Origin of the sequence: Paraburkholderia sp. NPDC080076 (assembly GCF_050281145.1) — a bacterium.
GTDB lineage: Bacteria > Pseudomonadota > Gammaproteobacteria > Burkholderiales > Burkholderiaceae > Paraburkholderia.
The window spans coordinates 34,487-51,120 of sequence record NZ_JBNNWQ010000017.1; the positions used below are offsets into that span (position 1 = coordinate 34,487).

Here is a 16,634-nt window from a genome sequence, read left to right on the forward strand (position 1 = left end):
CGTCACTCAGAAGCGATTGGTATAGGAGATCGCGACGGTGTGGCCGCGCGCATCGCGACTGAGGGTGATGGCCCAATTGGTCAGCAATGCCCCCGACAACGCGCCCGCCAGGTCCGCAACCAGATCCTTGTAGGAAAAGCCGCTGCTACGGCAGGTGCCGTCGATGCCTTCCTTGATCAAGCCAGGTACCGTGCCGATGAGTGTGCCGTAAATGACGGGATGCTCGGTGTCGCGTGTCAGATAAGCGCCGAGCGCACCGAAAGGCGCCGAGACCGCGAAATGCTTCAGCTTGTCGCTTTGAAACCAGCCATCCGATGTTTGAAAGCGGTATCCGCCGCGTCCGCCGTCGCAGTCCACATCGGCGTGCGCGGCAGCACTTGCCGCGAGCATGATCGCGAGTGAGATGCCGTGTCCCCATGTTGTCAACATGTGTTACTCCCCGTTTGTTTTTTCGATTTGGTTTTTTCGGGGGACGCGCACCGAGCCGGTACCCGTATTGCGCCGTCACCCAGTCCTGAGTTCTACAGAGACGATGCGCAGCACAATGTGCGCCGGACGACTAAACTTCCGCCATGTGTGTGTGCTGTGCCGCAGATATGGACGCCGTTCGGCTATCTGGCGGCACACCGCATGCGCCGGATGGCTCGGTCGAATTGTGGATTCTTGGCTCTGTTGACCGAGCCGTGAGCGGGGTATCGTGAGCATCGTTCCCTGTGGAGACACACATGCCCGCCTCGCTTCGCTTCGTTCACCTCGATACGCCCGATGCGCTGCTGCCCGCATTCGACGTCATGCGCCAGTTGCGCCCGCACCTGACGGACGCGCCCTCGTTCGCCGCGCAGGTGGCCAGACAGCATGCCGAAGGCTATCGCCTGCTCGCTGCGTCCGACGCGGGCAGCATCGTCGGCCTCGCCGGTTATCGGACGCTGACTAATCTGTTGTATGGCCGCTTCGTCTATGTCGACGATCTGATTGTCGATGGCAGCGTGCAGCGTGGCGGCGTCGGCGCGCAACTGCTCGACGCGGTACGGCAGATTGCGCGCGAAGCCGGCTGCGCACAATTCGTGCTCGACACGGGCCTGCACATGCCGCTTGCGCAACGCTTCTATTTCCGCAATGGACTGCTCGCTCGCGGCATGCACTTCGTCGAACCGCTCGCCCCTCTTTCCCATCCTGCCGGGCTAACGTCATGAGAATTTTGCTGCTCAATGCCAGCCCGCATGGCGAGGCGAGTCACGGCTACCGTTTCGCCGACGAGATCGTCGGCATGCTGCGCCGGCACGCCACACCCGCTGCATCGGCCATCCAGGTGATCGAACGCGACCTGGCAGCCGCACCGCTGCCGCCCGTCGCCCGCGACTATGCCCGCGCTGTCACGTCGCGTACGCCGGATAAGGCGCAATTCGACGTCTCGGAGCAACTGATCAGTGAAATCGAAACGACGGATGCGCTCATTATCAACACGCCGATGCACAACTTCACGGTGCCGGCAGCGCTCAAGCTGTGGATCGACTACACGCTGCGCATTCATCGCACGTTCGCCTCTACGCCGGAAGGCAAGGTCGGACTGATGCGCGACCGGCCGAGCATCGTGATCGTCGGTTCGGGCGGTGTGCATAGCGGCGAACGCGCGCGGCAGCCGGATTTCCTGACACCGTATCTGCGCTACGCGCTCGGCTCGATCGGCATCCAAAGCGTGCAGTTTCTTCTCCTGCAGGGGCTCGTAATGGGCGAAGCAACGGTGGCCGAAGCGCTCGATGCGGCGCGCGCCCAACTTACCGGAGATGCAGTGTTCGCCTCGCTCGCCGCGCTGGCGGCCGGCAATGCGACGGCGACGGCGGGTCCGGCTGCGCGGAGCGCATAGAGCATGCGGACGGAATGCGTTCCGAGAGCGCTCTTGTCGCATCGTGCGAAGGCGTGAAGCGTTGCGCCAATTCGCGATCTGGAGACATACCCCGCGCGTCAGCCGTCCAGACACGCACGCAACGTTCGCGCGAGACGGCCTGCTTCATCCGCATCGGTAATGTTAGCGAAGCCCATCACGAGGCCGCGCAGCGTGCGCCGCGCGCGGCCATTCGCGTACCAGATCGAAAGCGGCAGCACCGCGAGCCCCGCCTCGCGGGCGCGCGCGGCGACGGCGACATCGTCGACCGGGCCATTGGGGCCTTCGGCGAACTGCACTGCGAACTGAATTCCACCTGGCGGCAAATCGACAATCAGCCGTTCGCCAAACGCCTGCTCTAGCGCGCGCACGATCAGCACGCGCCGCTCGGCGTACAACGCCCGACGCGCTCGACGGCCCGCTCCGGCACCACCACATACGCGAGCCGCAAACCGGGAAACATCACCTTGCTGAACGTGCCGCAATAGATCACGCGATCGCGCCGGTCGAGGCTCTTTAAAGCCGGCAAGGGCCGGCCCAGATAGCGGAACTCGCTGTCGTAGTCGTCCTCGATGATCCAGCGCGACGCCTTGCCTGCCCAGTCCAGCAGCGCCATGCGTCTCGCGAGCGACAGCGTGTGCCCAAGCGGGCTTTGATGCGACGGCGTGACCATGGCGAAGCGCGCCTGCGCATCCAGCAGTGTGCCGCGCTCGACGTCGATCCCTTCGCTATCCACCGGCACCGGCACGAGTTGCACGCCGGTCTCGGCGAGAAAACCGCGCGCCAGCAGATAGCCGGGATCCTCGAACCACACGCGATCGTTCGGGCGGGCGAGACTGCGCAACACGAGTTCGAGCGTCGCACGGTAGCCGCCGGTCACGAACACCTGTTCCGGCAGGCAGGTCACGCCGCGCGACAGCCCGAGATAGGTGGCGATATGTTCGCGCAGCGGCCGGTAGCCGGCCGGGTCCGGATACGCGAGCATCGCGCGTGCGCCGCTGCGCGCGCGCTGCGCAACGAGCCGGTTCCACACCTTGGTTGGAAACGCGTCGAGCGCGGGCAGCCCGGGTTGCAACGGCCTTGGCTCGCCGCTCATGGTGACGGTGACGGCCAGCTGGCGCGCCGCCGCTTGACCATCGCGCGATTCAGTTGGCGTCCGCGGCGTGGAGGCACCTTCAGTGCTTTGACTACCGCGCGCATCCTGAACACCTTGCGCACGCGACGAGCGCATCACCGACGCCGGCAGCGACGGCGATACGAACGTGCCCGCCGCGCCGCGCATCTGCAGGTAGCCCTCGTCGACGAGGATGGTGTAGGCGAGCTCGACCGTGCCACGCGCCGTGTTCAGCTGCGTGGCGAGGCCGCGCAGCGCGGGCACGCGATCGCCGGGACGCAGATGCCCGGCGGCGATCGCGGTCCTGAAGCGCTCGCAGATCTGCAGATAGATCGGCAACAGCTGCTGTCGATCGATTTCGATGGTCAAAGCGGGAGTCGGTACGGTCATGACGGTCTCGCGGGCAAGGTGAGCGGCAAACGGGCTGGACTAGTCGGGTCGATAATTCTTGGCACTTTTCGATCGAGCATGATTCTTCCACAATGGCCTCACGCGATGCGACGGCGGCGAACACTTTCATGCGATACGACGCTCGCCCGGCGCCCCCCGCGTTCATTTACTCTCTTCTGGAGAATCTGCCATGAAAATCGTCGTAATCGGTGGGTCCGGCCTGATCGGATCGCGTCTCGTCACGCTGCTCAGCGAGGCGGGCCATGAAGCGCTTCCCGCGTCGCCGCGTACCGGCGTGAACAGCGTGACGGGCGACGGCCTGAGCGACGCGCTCGCGGGCGCGGACGTCGTCGTGGATGTGACGAACGCGCCGTCATGGGAGCCGCAGGCGGTACTCGACTTCTTCCGCACCTCGGCGCGCAACCTCGGCAAGGCCGAAGCAGCCGCAGGGGTGCGCCATCACGTTGCGCTATCGATCGTCGGCTGCGACCGCTCGCCGGAGAATGCGTATTTCACGGCCAAGGTCGCGCAGGAAGAGGTGATCAAAGCCGCGGGCGTGCCGTACACGATCGTGCGCGCGACGCAGTTCATGGAGTTCATCGGCGGTATCGCGGATTTCAGCACGGACAGCGGCACCGTGCGCATCGGCGAAGGACTGTTTCAGCCGATCGCCGTCGACGATGTCGTGGCGAACCTCGCGCAGGTCGCGCTCGCCGCGCCGCTGAACGGCACGGTCGACATCGCCGGCCCGGACCGCGCCCCCTTCGCGGAAATCATCGCGCGTTATCTGAAATCGGTGGGCGACGCGCGCCCGGTGGTGACGGATCGCGCTGCGCGGTACTACGGCGGCCTCGTCGAGGAACAATCGCTCGTGCCGCTCGGCGACGCGCGGATTGGCCGCGTCGGGCTTGACCAGTGGCTGGCGCAGGCTAAAAAGGGTTGATTGCACGCGTTGATCTTCTTCGTGTGAAATCCATCTGCGATGTGCAATACCAGGCGGTTCCTTTTTCAGCCCACGCCGTGAGCGCTATGAATGTAAGTTGAGGACGAGCGATCGGTTTAAAGCCGCGCACCTGGAATAAACGGACGCCTCAAGTGTTCCGTTAACGTCGAGGCTTCAGGAGATACCGTCTCGCTTTGGACGGCGCGCTCGATCCTCGCCTAAAGTTCATATCCATTTCGCTGGGTGACAAAAATGCCGAATGTGAAGAAGCACTACACGATAGAAGAAGCCATGGGAGCGATTGATCGTAGCAACGGTCACGAACTGACAAACGGGCCAGGCTCACCCCGCCCTGTCGGACAAGTACCTGACGGTCGAATCCCTTACAACAATACCGGAAAAAAGCAAGGGCATGAATACATGCACCGGGGACACATCGAGCAACGAAATCATAGCGGCGATCACCCGTCAGGCCTCGTTACACTTAGCCAGCTCCAAAAGAATATGCTGAAAAAGAGCCGTACCGAGAATCGGTATACGTCCGCCCGGCTCGCTCAATATCTGCTGAACAGCACACAGGGACAACAAGCGCTCGACGAGTTGGACAATAACGTCGGTAGCCCGCAGAAATGGATCCAAAACATTCCGGTAACAGACGGCACAATTTACGGGTTCGAGCAAAACGGCGACGTGCCTAAACAGGTTACGAGCGCTGCGATCAATATTCGCAAAATCGGCGGCGAGTTATTTATCGCCTCCGTCTATCCAATGGGATTTTCCGGCGAACGGAATTACGAGTTGGATACCTTTTTCTGATCTCGATTGAAGGCAACGGCCGCTGCGGATTGCCTGGCGCCGGCATCGGTTCTTCGCGATCCTCGCAGATGTCACTCAGTTTCGCTGTCGTCGGTGTCCGCATTGGCGGTCACCGTTTCCTGATTCATGGCGGCGGCTGCCAGCGTCGTTGCAAGCTCCGGGTGCGCTTCCTTGCGCTCGCTATAGCGATCGTTCAGGTAGTCGGAGCGGTCACGTATCAGTAGCGTAAACTTGCACAGCTCTTCCATCACGTCGACGACGCGATCGTAATACGACGAGGGCTTCATCCGGCCATCCGCATCGAACTCCTGCCACGCCTTCGCCACCGAGGACTGATTCGGGATGGTCACCATCCGCATCCATCGGCCGAGAATGCGCAACGCGTTCACCGCGTTAAACGATTGCGATCCGCCGCACACTTGCATCACCGCGAGCGTACGGCCCTGCGTGGGGCGAACACCACCGCTTTCAAGCGGTAGCCAGTCGATCTGGTTCTTGAATACGGCCGTCAGTGTTCCGTGACGCTCCGGGCTGCACCACACCTGCCCTTCCGACCACTCCGAGAGTTGGCGCAGTTCAACCACCTTCGGATGATCGGCCGGCACGCTGTCCGCAAGCGGCAAGCCGTGCGGATCGAACACCCGCGTTTGCGCGCCGAAATGGCGCAGGATGCGTTCGGCTTCCAGCGCGAGCAGCCGGCTGTATGACGTGGGGCGCAACGAGCCGAAGAGCAGGAGGATTCTTGGGGGGTGCTGCGAAACCGTGCGGGGTTCGAGTTTCTGCAGATCCGGCGAGTCGAGGTGCGGTGCGCTGAGGTTGGGCATATCCTGCGTCATTTGAGGAGCCTCCGGCCTTCGCTATCGACGACCTGCTCGCCGTCCTCTTTGGCGAACGAGCCTCTCTGCCCGGCAGGCAGGATCTCGAGCACGACCTCGGAGGGCCGGCACAGCCGCACGCCAAGCGGCGTAACAACAAATGGACGGTTGATCAGAATCGGGTACTGCATCATGGTGTCGAGCAACTGCTCATCGCTCAGGGACGCGTCGCCCAAGCCAAGGTCGGCGTAGGGCGTACCCTTTTCACGCAGCGCGGCGCGGACCGTCAAGCCGGCGCGAGCAATCAGCCCCTTCAGTGTCTTCCGATCGGGCGACGTCCTCAGATACTCGATGACTTCGGGCTCGATCCCGGCATTGCGGATCATCGCCAGCGTGTTGCGCGACGTGCCGCAATCGGGATTGTGATAGATCGTGACGCTCATACATTTTGCCCCTTGATGCCGTGCTTCGCTTCGTACCAATGCTGCGAGCGGTTGACCACGCCGACGACGAACAACATCACCGGCACTTCGATCAGCACGCCGACTACAGTCGCCAGGGCCGCGCCTGAACGGAAACCGAACAGGCTGATTGCCGTGGCGACCGCAAGCTCAAAGAAATTGCTCGCGCCGATCAGACTGGACGGCCCCGCCACGCAGTGCGCGACACCGAGCCGCCGATTCAACAGGTACGCGAGGCCTGAATTGAAAAACACCTGGATCAGGATCGGCACCGCGAGCATGGCGATCACGAGCGGCTCCTCGACGATCGCCTGCCCCTGAAAGGCGAACAGCAGCACGAGGGTCGCGAGCAGTGCGCTGATCGAATAGGGACCGAGACGCGCGACCGCCCGGCGGAAATGCGCGTCACCTTTGGCGAGCAGCTTGCGGCGCAGCAGTTGCGCGAGGATGACCGGGACCACGATGTATAGACCAACCGAGATGATCAGCGTATCCCACGGCACCGCGATCGCAGACAGGCCGAGCAGGAGTGCGACGAGCGGCGCGAACGCCACTATCATGATGGAGTCGTTTAACGCCACTTGTGAGAGCGTGAAATACGGATCGCCCTTGCAGAGTTGCGACCATACGAAGACCATCGCCGTGCAGGGTGCGGCGGCCAGCAGGATCAGGCCGGCGATATAGCTGTCGATCTGATCGACGGGAAGCAACGGCGCAAACACGTGGCGGATGAAGATCCAGCCGAGCAATGCCATCGAGAACGGTTTGACGAACCAGTTCACGAACAGCGTGACGCCTATGCCGCGCCATTGGCTCTTAACCTGGGTCATGGCGGCAAAGTCGATCTTGACCAGCATCGGGATGATCATCACCCAGATCAGCACACCGACCGGAAGGTTGACCTGAGCCACTTCCATTGCACCAATCGACTGGAAGAGCCGGGGTAACAATTGGCCGAACAGAATGCCGCCCACAATGCAGAGAGCGACCCAGACCGTGAGGTAACGCTCGAAAAATCCGATCGCCGGCCGTGCGCCGTCGTTCGCCGTATCAGTGCCGCTCATTGGCTTCCTCTGCGGACTTCTCGCCAATCGCGCGCATTTCTCGCAGTTGCGCTGCGTTAAAGCACATAGTCATCTCGGCCAACTCCACATGGATGGGCATCCGTTTCACGGTTTGTCTCCGCAGCAGCTGACGATGTTGCTTGCCGCACAGGTTGCACCGGCGCAGCAGTTCTCCGTCAGGAAAGCGATCAAGCCCGACATGGCGTCGAAGTTCGCCGTGTAGATGATGAAACGCCCCTCCTGTCGCGGCTTCACCAGGTCCGCATGTGACAGGTCCTTCAGGTGGAAGGACAGGCTGGAAGGGGAAAGTCCAAGCTGCTGGGCGATTTCGCCGGCAGCCATGCCATCAGGGCCGGCCACGACCAGCAGACGGAAGATCGCAAGGCGCGATTCATGGGCGAGCGCGCTCAAGGCGCGTACAACGAGGTTTGAGTCCATGCCCGAACAATAAATCATCCATTTCCATATTTCAAGGATTGTTGAAATGAAGATCGGATTCAGGCGAATGGCACTCGATAGCCGAGCGGAGTTCGAGCTCGCGAACGTCCAACCGCCCCTGCTTGAGTCGCTGGGTCAGCGCCTTGTCAGCGACCGCGCGGTGACTCGATACCACTCAGGATGAGATCGATTCCGGCGAGAAAATCGACCCGGTCGTCGTGAACGCGCAACTGTCCGGCGAGGCTGCGTGCGAACGGATACTCATTCGGATCGAGCTGGGACCATACGGTCGCCATCGCGTCCAGGAAGTCGGATCTGTCGACGCCTCGCGTCCGGGCGAACTGCGTGTTGGCGGCGTTCTGTCCAGCGACGCCAAGGATGTAGTGCAGCAGCGCGGACACCGCTGCCCACTGGTCTTCATCGGACACATCAAGCGCGCGAACCTGCTGACCCAGGCATTCGACAATGCGCACCATGGGCAACTGCCCCGCCACACGTGTGAGGGCCGAGCCAACCCACGGATGCGCGTCGATCGCGTCGAACATGCCCAGCGCGAGGGCGCGAATTGTCGCCTGCGGTGTCGCGCCGGCCACGCACGACGCCATCGTGCGAGCGACGATGGCGTCGCAGGCGGCGGTCAGCAGATCGCTCTTGTTCTCGACGTGCCAATAAATGGCGCCAGCACCAGTAGCAAGCCGCTCGGACAGGGTGCGGAATGTCAGTCCGCTTTCTCCACTGCTGTCCAACAGCGCGATCGACGCCTCGATGATGCGGTCCCGCGAGAGCGATTCTTCTCGTCGCTGAGGGCTACGTGGAGTGTTACGTGATTTTTTGGTCATGCCGCATCTTGACACATTTGGAATGTCGTTCCAATATTGTGGAATGACGTTCCATAACTATCTGCGGGGTTCCCGGTGGCGGCCTCCAACATCGAAGGAAGCAGGATGAATAATCCAGTCACGGTCAACCGCAAGCAATCCGCACAGAATCGATCTATTCACGACGTGATCATTTCCGGCGCGGGCCCGGTAGGGTTATTTCTCGCCTGTGAACTGGCTTTGGCCAAATGTTCCGTCCTGATACTGGAGAAGACGGAGGATCCGCACTCGCCATTGAAGCAGCTCCCCTTCGGCATACGCGGACTCTCCGCGCCAACTATTGAAGCGCTTTACCGTCGTGGATTGCTACAGGAACTTGAGATCCATAAACGCCTCAGGAATCCCCACCAAAACTCTGGCGAAGGGTCGCGTCGTCAGGTGGGGCACTTCGCCGGCATTCCGTTTCATGACGGCGATATTGACACCTCTCAGTGGACGTATCGCCTGCCGAGTTCGACCGCAACCAGTTTGATATCCGAAATGGAAGAGCTTGAAGTGGTGCTGTCTCGCCGCGCAGAAGCCTTGGGCGTCGAAATCAAGCGCGGGTTTCCCGTTACCGACTTTCATCAAGCCGAGGACGGAGTCACTGTTCAGTGCGGAAACCAGACTTTTGAAAGTCAATGGCTGGTGGGTTGCGATGGAAGCCGCAGTGTTGTTCGCAAGGCAGGCGGTTTTGAATTCGTCGGTACTGAGCCAGAATTCACCGGCTACACGGCTAAAGTCGACATTGCCGATCCGGAGAAGCTCAAGTCGGGCCGAAACGTGACACCCACAGGCATGTACTTGCAATCGCAGCCGGGTTACCTGGTGATGCAGGATTTTGATGGCGGCGCATTTCATAGCGCAGGAACGCCAATGACGCGAGAACACGTGCAGGAAGTTCTACGCCGCATCTCGACCACCGACGTCAGTATCAATGGCTTGCACATCGCGGCCACGTGGACGGACCGGGCACGGCAGGTAACAACCTATCGCAACGGACGGGTTCTTTTAGCTGGCGATGCCGCGCACATTCATGCGCCGCTTGGAGGCCAAGGGCTCAATCTTGGCCTCGGCGACGCCATGAACCTGGGCTGGAAGCTCGCCGCCACCATCAAGAGGAAAGCGCCGGAAGGCTTGTTGGACAGTTATCAGACGGAACGACACCCGATCGGTGCACGAGTTCTGGACTGGTCACGCGCCCAGGTCGCAATCATGAGACCCGACCCACAAGCCCGCGCGCTAAATGCAATCATCCGCGACCTGATGAACACGCGCGATGGTGCCACCTACTTTGCAGGAAGGGTGTGGGGCGTTTTCACAAACTACAATCTTGATGGCGGCCATCCTCTCGTAGGCCATAGCGTTCCCAACTTTGAGTTCGAAGACGGCGCAACAATCGGTCAGCTAATGCGCGATGGCCGGGGCGTACTGCTTGATTTTGACAGCAACGCTTCCCTGAAAACTTTGGCGAACTCAGATGACGATCGAATCAAGTACGTTTCTGGCCGCGCGAAAGAACAATTGGGCTTGAGCGCTGCACTGGTACGTCCTGATGGGATTATTGCCTGGGCCTCTGACAACGACCCGGATTACAGCGAACTCCAAAAAGCCGCGGCTCGCTGGTGAAGGACGGAATCAGGATGAATACTCCAGTCACAATCATCGGTGCCGGGCTCGGCGGCCTGACACTCGCTCGCGTCCTCCACGTTCACGGTATTGCAGCGACGATCTACGAAGCGGAAGCCTCGGCAACCGCGCGCACGCAGGGAGGATTGCTCGATATCCACGAATACAACGGGCAGCTCGCACTTAAAGCAGCGGGGCTCTTCGGCGAATTCCTCGGGATCATCCGAACTGGCGGCGAAGCGACCCGGGTGCTCGACAAGGACGGCAATGTCCTGATCGATGAGCCCGACGACGGTACAGGCGGTCGCCCTGAGGTACACCGAGGAGACCTTCGTCGGATTCTGCTTGACTCACTTCCTGCCAACACGATCCGCTGGGGACACAAGGTCACAGCGGTCGGTCCACTCGGCGACGGCCGGCACGTGTTGACCTTCGCCGATGGCTCGACCGTGACCACCGACCTCCTCGTCGGCGCAGATGGCGCCTGGTCAAGAGTTCGTCCGCTTCTTTCCAAGGCTAAGCCCGCATATCTCGGCGTTTCATTCATTGAGACATACCTGTTTGACGGCGACATGCGTCACAAGGCAAGCGCCGAAGCGGTGGGCGGTGGCGCGCTGTTTGCGCTAGCGCCGGGGAAAGGCATCCTCGCGCATCGCGAGGCCAATGATGTGCTGCACACGTACGTGGCCTTGATCAAACCGGAGGATTGGATAGCTCGCATCGACTTCTCCCACCCGCCCACTGCCTTAGCCCGCGTCGCCGAGGAATTCGACGGCTGGGCTCCGGAGCTCACAGCGCTCCTAACCGATGGTGAGACTGACCCTGTGCCTCGCACTATCCATGCGCTGCCGGTCGAGCACAAATGGGATCGCGTACCCGGCGTGACTTTGCTTGGCGATGCTGCGCACCTGATGTCGCCGTTCGCTGGTGAAGGGGCCAACCTCGCGATGTACGACGGCGCTGAACTCGGGAAAGCCATCTCCGCCAACCCCGGTGATGTTGAAGCTGCGCTCATCGCCTATGAAAAGGACCTCTTTCCCCGCAGCGCGTCCACTGCTGCGGAGGCTGAACGGAACCTCAAGCTGTTCTTCAACGACAACTCGCCTCAGAGCGTCGTTGAATTTTTCACCAATTACTGCCTACAGCCTAGTCCGCCTTCACGCCTTCAACCTGAATCTGCAAGCGAGTCAGCGTCTTGAAGCCATATTTAGTGCTCCAAGTCACTCCGTAATCGGCCCGGTCGAATTGCGCGCTGGCTTCCGCACCACACACCTCACGCTTGATCAGCGGGTTGACGAAGCACTTGAACGAATCAATCTTCAACGTCAGCGGCTTGGTCACCCCATGAAACGTGAAGTCGCCCGAGACCTCGGTCGGCGTGTCGCCATCAAAGCGGAGTGCATTGCCTTTGAACGTCGCGGTCGGATACCTCGTGACATCGAAAAATTCATCCGACCTCACGCGCGTATCGAGTTGCGCATTACCGGTGTCAATCGACGCGGTGTCAATCGACACGTCGATCGTGCCAGTCTTCGCAGCGCGGTCAAGTGTCACGACGCCGCTGCTTTTCGTGAACTTACCTCGCCACACCGAAATGCCGCCAAAATGATCAGCTTCGAAGCTGGGATAGGTGTGCCTCGGGTCGAGGTCGTAGGTCGTCGGGGCCGCCATGGTGGCGCCCGTGATCAGCGCCAGAATGCCAGCTGCAATCAGGTTCTTATTCAATTCAGATTCCTTGGGTTGGTCTGGTAAGAGTCAAAAAGGCAGCCTGTATATCCACTTTGTCTGGACGGGTCGGGAAGACGAAATCACCCGGGCAAAGATCGGGATGGATCGCGCCAGGTCAGTATTGGAAGAAGGAGCGCCTCGGGGCATGCCGCCGGCGATGTTGAGCACGGACATGTGCCTAACGCTGAAACGTTATCTCGACAATCTGCCTAGTTACATCTGGATTACTAACGAATCTCTCTATGACGCAGTCGCTTTATCGGCGATGTCCATGCGATCATCCTATCCGCGTAACTTGACCAGAGCAAGTGAACAGGTTATCCATTCCTTTGCCAACCATGCAACAATGACACCGAGTCAGCGTGGGAAGAGAATCACAATTGAGCGTCCATCGGCAAGATTTCTGGCCGATGGACTTGATTTTGACTTTCTGAATCCGGAGACGACGCGCGCGAGAGTACGACAAATTGGCTTGGAAACGGCGATGATCTGTTGAACTGGCTCGAACGGCACGCCATTCGATTCAACTGAAGCGACAGTCGCGATCCACACCGATACGACTTCGGCAGCACTCGACGCCGTCGCCGCCAACTGCACTACGCTGTCTGAGGCACAAATCCAGATGAAAACTGTCGGTCAGAATTCGCTGGAAATCAATAGCGCATGGCTTCAATCAGACGGGCTGAACCGCGGATCGCCAAGGCTCGCCGCGTGACGTTAGTCCCGTACACCGTCTACGCGGCGACCATCAGCGGACCGAGCTGAGACCGTGCAACGTCAACGAAAGCCTGCATTGCACTCGAGACATAGGCATCATGCCGCCGGATAAACAGCGTTTCGACTTGCCCCTTCTCTGGCGATATGGCGTGGATAGTAACGAGATCCTGTTCCGCCGCCGCGGAGACCACGCCTCGGGGCAATAGCGTGATACCGATACCCGCAGCAACGCATGCGATGATCGCATCCATCGAGCCAAATTCGAGGGGCGCTGCCGTGAGCACCCCCATTTCGGCGAGCAGCGCGTCGAGCCGCTGACGGTACGAGCAACCTGAACGGAAGACAATTGTTTTGAGGTTCTGCACCGATCTGATCGCCTCGAGCGTGCGTACGGTACGCGGCGTAACCAGAACCAACTCCTCATGAAAGACAGTCTCAATGTAAAGGTCCGGATGGTCCAGCGGACCCGCTATAAACGCCCCGTCCAGACGACATTCCGCAACATCGGCCGTGAGACTGCAACTCGTGCCCGTTGTCAGAGACAGTCGAACCTGCGGATACATTCGAGCGAAGTTACTTAGTATTGGAGAGAGCCTCAACGCCACAGTCGTCTCGAGTGTTCCGAGCGTGAGAGTGCCGCTCGGTGCGCCGTCATCCAGCGCTGCCACCTTGGCATCTGCAATGAGCTTTGCAATACGCGCGGCATACGGAAGCATGCGCTGCCCCGCAGGGGTCATGCTCACGCCGCGCACGTGCCTTTGAAAGAGAGCGACTCCGACCTCTCTCTCCAGAGATCGAATTCGCGCTGTCACATTGGATTGAACGGTATTGAGCTCGGTAGCTGCCCGGTTCATACTTCCATGACGAGCTACGGCTTCGAAGACCTTGAGGTCGGCAGCGTCCATGCTTTGCACCTCTATGAAATGTCCACAACCTCAATAAAAGCTTCGATGTCCGAGCGGCAAGCTATCAACAAGTTCGGCTCGATAACTTCGTTATATTCAGACGCTTGCACGACACACTGATTGAACAGAGTGCAGACCGTCGGCAACTGTCGGAGGCGGCCAAAATTCACGAACCGTACGACGGTTCGCACAGCGCTGCACAGCGAACTTATCTTGCATGCTACACCAAAGCGAAATTGAACATTCGAGGCAAACAGTACCCTTTGGTCGCTTCGCAAACGCGAGAAATAGCGCAGGAACAGAGCAGCGTTGGTGCGACGTTCAGCGCACTGTCGAGCTTGGAGGACTGCCTGCTTCTATCTGAACCGAAAGTGTACAGAGCGGATCTCGACGATCCGCCCTCGAACTGAGTGACGAGCTATACCACCTTGTCCTGCGGCCGACCACTCCATCGGATAGCCTCGCGAGTTCGACCACCTAACGGCGACAAAATCTCTGTACGCCGCTCCCGGATCTAATGACCAATCGGTCCCGCGAATACCGGATGCTCCTGTAGAGTCGCACTGCGCGCCCTGTCAGCATCCGCCTGTTTGCTACGGTCCAGTATGGATATCAACCAGCACGTCATGAACGCGAGCGGCATAGTCACTATGGTCGGCGGATCGATTGAGAAAAGTGGCTTCGCATTCCCCATAACATGCACCCAGACGGCTGGGCCTGCGACCGTCAGCAAGATGGCAGAGACCAGCCCGACAGTTCCACCCACAACGGCTCCAATCGTGGTCAATCGTTTCCAATAAAGGGCAAGCAGCAACACTGGAAAAGTCGAGCTGCAGGCGACCGAGAAAGTAAGTCCAAGCATGTAAGCCACGTTCTGTGTCCTGAATGCAATACCCAATGCCACCGCGATGACCCCAAGAACCAGAGTCGATATCCTTGATACCCGTACTTCATTGGCTTGACTCGCGGCGCCTTTGCAAAAGACACGGGCGTAAAGGTCATGCGAAACTGCCGAAGAACCCGCGAGTGTCAACCCCGAGACAACCGCAAGAATGGTAGCGAATGCGACTGCGGAGATAAACCCAAGCAACGCGTTTCCTCCTACCGCCTTTGCAAGGTGGATAGCAACCATATTTACGCCGCCGAGCGGTTTTCCCGCGCCATCCAGGAAGTCCGGATTGGAGGCGACCAGCGCGATAGATCCAAACCCGATGACAAACACGAGTGCAAAGAACAGGTTGATAAATGCACTTGCCCAAAATACCGAGCCGCGTGCAGCCCGTGCGTCGGGAACCGTGAAGAAACGCATGAGAATGTGCGGCAATCCCGAGGTACCAAACATCACCGCAAGACCCAATGAAAATCCCGACACAGGATCTCTCACCAGAAACTGTGGACTGAGGATTGCACTGCCCTTTGGATGAATTTCCACCGCATGCCGCAACAATTCCGAGAAGTTAAAGCCAAAATTTCGCAGCACGAGAAAGCTCATCACGATCGTGCCGAGCAGCAGCAACGTCGCCTTCACTAGCTGTACCCAAGTCGTGGCGACCATCCCTCCGAAGGCCACATAAAACATCATGAGAGCGCCAACAAGAATTTCGGCGTAGACATAGTCAATACCAAACAACAGCTTGATCAGTTGCCCTGCCCCCACCATTTGCGCGATGAGGTATAGCGAAACAATGCATAGCGATGCGCAAGCCGAAAAGATACGAATCGGTGTCTCGCCAAGACGCGTGGAAACCGCATCAGCGACTGTATATTTACCGAGTTTTCGCAGTCTCGTCGCCAGCAGAAACACAACAATTGGCATCCCCGTCGCATACCCTACCGCGTAGACAAGACCATCAAACCCACTACTGAACACCAAAGCTGTCAGACCAAGAAATGCACCGGCTGACATGAAGTCACCCGCGATTGCAAGACCATTTTGCAATGCGGTTATTTCACCTCCGGCTGCGTAGAAATCGTCAGTCGACTTCGTTCGCTTGGCGGCCCAGTAGGTAATAGCAAGCGTCGCCAGTACGAAAGCAAGAAAAAACGCTATCGCCACGCCGTTTCCGGTACCTACGCCGCTCCCGGCAGCAAAGGATCCGGTACTCGCAACGCATGCGGATGCTGAAAGCGCGAGAAAAGCACCATGTCGAAGAATGTTCATAACGGGTCACCGGGCAATTTACGATTGAAATTCAGCGGAATCGATACGAAACTTTCGCGAATCTGCTGCGTTTTCGACCAGGACATACAACCCGATAAGCAGCACGCTAACGACCAGAATGACTATTCCGTATAGGAACGCAACCGTAACCTCCGACCCATCTATCACCGGCGAAGCGAGCGTTGCCGGCGACACGACGGCAAGAGTAATGAACCCGAAGAACATCAGCACTTCGACGAACGTCAGAAATATTGCCAACCCTACCCTATCGCTTCCGGCAGCGACACCGTCTGCCGCCATTTTTGCTCTGTCCATTTCTCCTCCATATTATTTTGTACTACGTACTATGTCTATCAAAAAACGCGTTTCTCAACAGACCTGCTAGAGACAACGCTATGGTTATCCGTATCTTCAATCGTTATCGCATGCACTGCCTTCCAGCCGCCGGACACCACGCCCGGCGGAACTCCGAACAAGACCCTGGCGCGCAGTTTGGCGCGGCTACCCGGCGGACTTCTTGAAGTCCTCTCCATTAATCCGACTGGAAATACTGATATTTTCAGCCGGATGTTCGTGCAAGATCACATTGATAATCTTCGGGTCTGATCCGATCGAATCGTGCGTGACCTGGATGATGTCCCTGATGAGTTGTTCACGTCGTTCTTGCGTAAGACCGCTCTTGATATGGCATTCGATGAAAGGCACAATGTTTCT

General features: G+C 59.2%; 19 protein-coding genes. 6 read left to right on the forward strand and 13 right to left on the reverse strand.

Going from position 1 to position 16,634, the window contains the following annotated elements:
* Positions 1–6 precede the first annotated feature (6 nt).
* Positions 7–429 (reverse strand): hypothetical protein, encoded by a 423-nt coding sequence (locus ACQKRQ_RS39650; RefSeq protein ID WP_408287556.1) that lies wholly within the window; start codon positions 427–429, stop codon positions 7–9.
* 296 nt (positions 430–725) lie between these two features.
* On the opposite strand from ACQKRQ_RS39650, the gene ACQKRQ_RS39655 reads away from it, so the two are divergent.
* The gene (locus tag ACQKRQ_RS39655) at positions 726–1,193 is read left to right on the forward strand and encodes a GNAT family N-acetyltransferase (RefSeq protein ID WP_427483129.1); all 468 of its coding nucleotides are present in this window, start codon (positions 726–728) and stop codon (positions 1,191–1,193) included.
* Positions 1,190–1,864: an FMN-dependent NADH-azoreductase gene (locus ACQKRQ_RS39660; RefSeq protein ID WP_427483131.1), complete on the forward strand. Its 675-nt coding sequence runs from the start codon at positions 1,190–1,192 to the stop codon at positions 1,862–1,864. The genes ACQKRQ_RS39655 and ACQKRQ_RS39660 overlap by 4 nt, the downstream gene beginning before the upstream one ends.
* A 98-nt stretch (positions 1,865–1,962) precedes the next feature.
* Here ACQKRQ_RS39660 and ACQKRQ_RS39665 read toward each other — a convergent pair whose 3' ends face one another.
* Complete coding sequence (locus ACQKRQ_RS39665) at positions 1,963–2,262, reverse strand: hypothetical protein (protein ID WP_427483132.1); 300 nt, start codon at positions 2,260–2,262, stop codon at positions 1,963–1,965.
* Complete coding sequence (locus ACQKRQ_RS39670; RefSeq protein WP_427483133.1) at positions 2,256–3,386, reverse strand: PLP-dependent aminotransferase family protein; 1,131 nt, start codon at positions 3,384–3,386, stop codon at positions 2,256–2,258. Before ACQKRQ_RS39670 ends, ACQKRQ_RS39665 begins: the two co-directional genes overlap by 7 nt.
* A 190-nt stretch (positions 3,387–3,576) precedes the next feature.
* On the opposite strand from ACQKRQ_RS39670, the gene ACQKRQ_RS39675 reads away from it, so the two are divergent.
* Together ACQKRQ_RS39675 and ACQKRQ_RS39680 are read left to right on the forward strand one after the other, a co-directional pair.
* Positions 3,577–4,329, forward strand: coding sequence for an SDR family oxidoreductase (locus tag ACQKRQ_RS39675; protein WP_427483135.1), 753 nt, complete (start codon positions 3,577–3,579; stop codon positions 4,327–4,329).
* A 252-nt stretch (positions 4,330–4,581) separates the two neighbouring features.
* Positions 4,582–5,145, forward strand: a complete 564-nt coding sequence (locus tag ACQKRQ_RS39680) for a hypothetical protein (protein ID WP_427483137.1) — start codon at positions 4,582–4,584, stop codon at positions 5,143–5,145.
* A gap of 71 nt (positions 5,146–5,216) precedes the next feature.
* Here the strand turns inward: ACQKRQ_RS39680 and arsH are convergent, their stop codons facing one another.
* The 5 genes from arsH to ACQKRQ_RS39705 form a co-directional block, all read right to left on the reverse strand.
* Complete coding sequence (gene arsH, locus ACQKRQ_RS39685; protein ID WP_427483139.1) at positions 5,217–5,981, reverse strand: arsenical resistance protein ArsH; 765 nt, start codon at positions 5,979–5,981, stop codon at positions 5,217–5,219.
* Positions 5,978–6,403 (reverse strand): arsenate reductase (glutaredoxin), encoded by a 426-nt coding sequence (gene arsC / locus ACQKRQ_RS39690; protein ID WP_427483141.1) that lies wholly within the window; start codon positions 6,401–6,403, stop codon positions 5,978–5,980. The genes arsH and arsC overlap by 4 nt, the downstream gene beginning before the upstream one ends.
* Positions 6,400–7,485: an ACR3 family arsenite efflux transporter gene (gene arsB / locus ACQKRQ_RS39695; RefSeq protein ID WP_427483142.1), complete on the reverse strand. Its 1,086-nt coding sequence runs from the start codon at positions 7,483–7,485 to the stop codon at positions 6,400–6,402. Before arsB ends, arsC begins: the two co-directional genes overlap by 4 nt.
* Positions 7,486–7,590: 105 nt before the next feature.
* On the reverse strand, positions 7,591–7,923 hold the full coding sequence (locus ACQKRQ_RS39700) for an ArsR/SmtB family transcription factor (protein ID WP_132374118.1): 333 nt from the start codon (positions 7,921–7,923) through the stop codon (positions 7,591–7,593).
* Between the two features lie 146 nt (positions 7,924–8,069).
* Positions 8,070–8,762, reverse strand: a complete 693-nt coding sequence (locus tag ACQKRQ_RS39705) for a TetR/AcrR family transcriptional regulator (protein ID WP_427483145.1) — start codon at positions 8,760–8,762, stop codon at positions 8,070–8,072.
* A gap of 105 nt (positions 8,763–8,867) precedes the next feature.
* On the opposite strand from ACQKRQ_RS39705, the gene ACQKRQ_RS39710 reads away from it, so the two are divergent.
* Both ACQKRQ_RS39710 and ACQKRQ_RS39715 read left to right on the forward strand, forming a co-directional pair.
* Positions 8,868–10,409 (forward strand): FAD-dependent monooxygenase, encoded by a 1,542-nt coding sequence (locus tag ACQKRQ_RS39710; protein WP_427483147.1) that lies wholly within the window; start codon positions 8,868–8,870, stop codon positions 10,407–10,409.
* Between the two features lie 14 nt (positions 10,410–10,423).
* Positions 10,424–11,608, forward strand: a complete 1,185-nt coding sequence (locus tag ACQKRQ_RS39715) for an FAD-dependent oxidoreductase (protein ID WP_427483149.1) — start codon at positions 10,424–10,426, stop codon at positions 11,606–11,608.
* Here the strand turns inward: ACQKRQ_RS39715 and ACQKRQ_RS39720 are convergent.
* The 5 genes from ACQKRQ_RS39720 to ACQKRQ_RS39740 all read right to left on the reverse strand — a co-directional run bounded on the left by ACQKRQ_RS39720 (position 11,556) and on the right by ACQKRQ_RS39740 (position 16,625).
* Positions 11,556–12,080, reverse strand: coding sequence for a YceI family protein (locus tag ACQKRQ_RS39720; RefSeq protein ID WP_427483249.1), 525 nt, complete (start codon positions 12,078–12,080; stop codon positions 11,556–11,558). The genes ACQKRQ_RS39715 and ACQKRQ_RS39720 overlap by 53 nt on opposite strands.
* A gap of 791 nt (positions 12,081–12,871) precedes the next feature.
* The gene (locus tag ACQKRQ_RS39725) at positions 12,872–13,759 is read right to left on the reverse strand and encodes a LysR family transcriptional regulator (protein WP_132374113.1); all 888 of its coding nucleotides are present in this window, start codon (positions 13,757–13,759) and stop codon (positions 12,872–12,874) included.
* A 514-nt stretch (positions 13,760–14,273) separates the two neighbouring features.
* Positions 14,274–15,920: a cation/acetate symporter ActP gene (gene actP, locus ACQKRQ_RS39730; protein ID WP_427483151.1), complete on the reverse strand. Its 1,647-nt coding sequence runs from the start codon at positions 15,918–15,920 to the stop codon at positions 14,274–14,276.
* An 18-nt stretch (positions 15,921–15,938) separates the two neighbouring features.
* Complete coding sequence (locus tag ACQKRQ_RS39735) at positions 15,939–16,235, reverse strand: DUF485 domain-containing protein (protein ID WP_427483153.1); 297 nt, start codon at positions 16,233–16,235, stop codon at positions 15,939–15,941.
* Between the two features lie 186 nt (positions 16,236–16,421).
* Entirely contained in the window at positions 16,422–16,625 is a 204-nt protein-coding gene (locus ACQKRQ_RS39740) for a tautomerase family protein (protein ID WP_132374110.1), read from the reverse strand.
* Between the last annotated feature and the right edge of the window lie 9 nt (positions 16,626–16,634).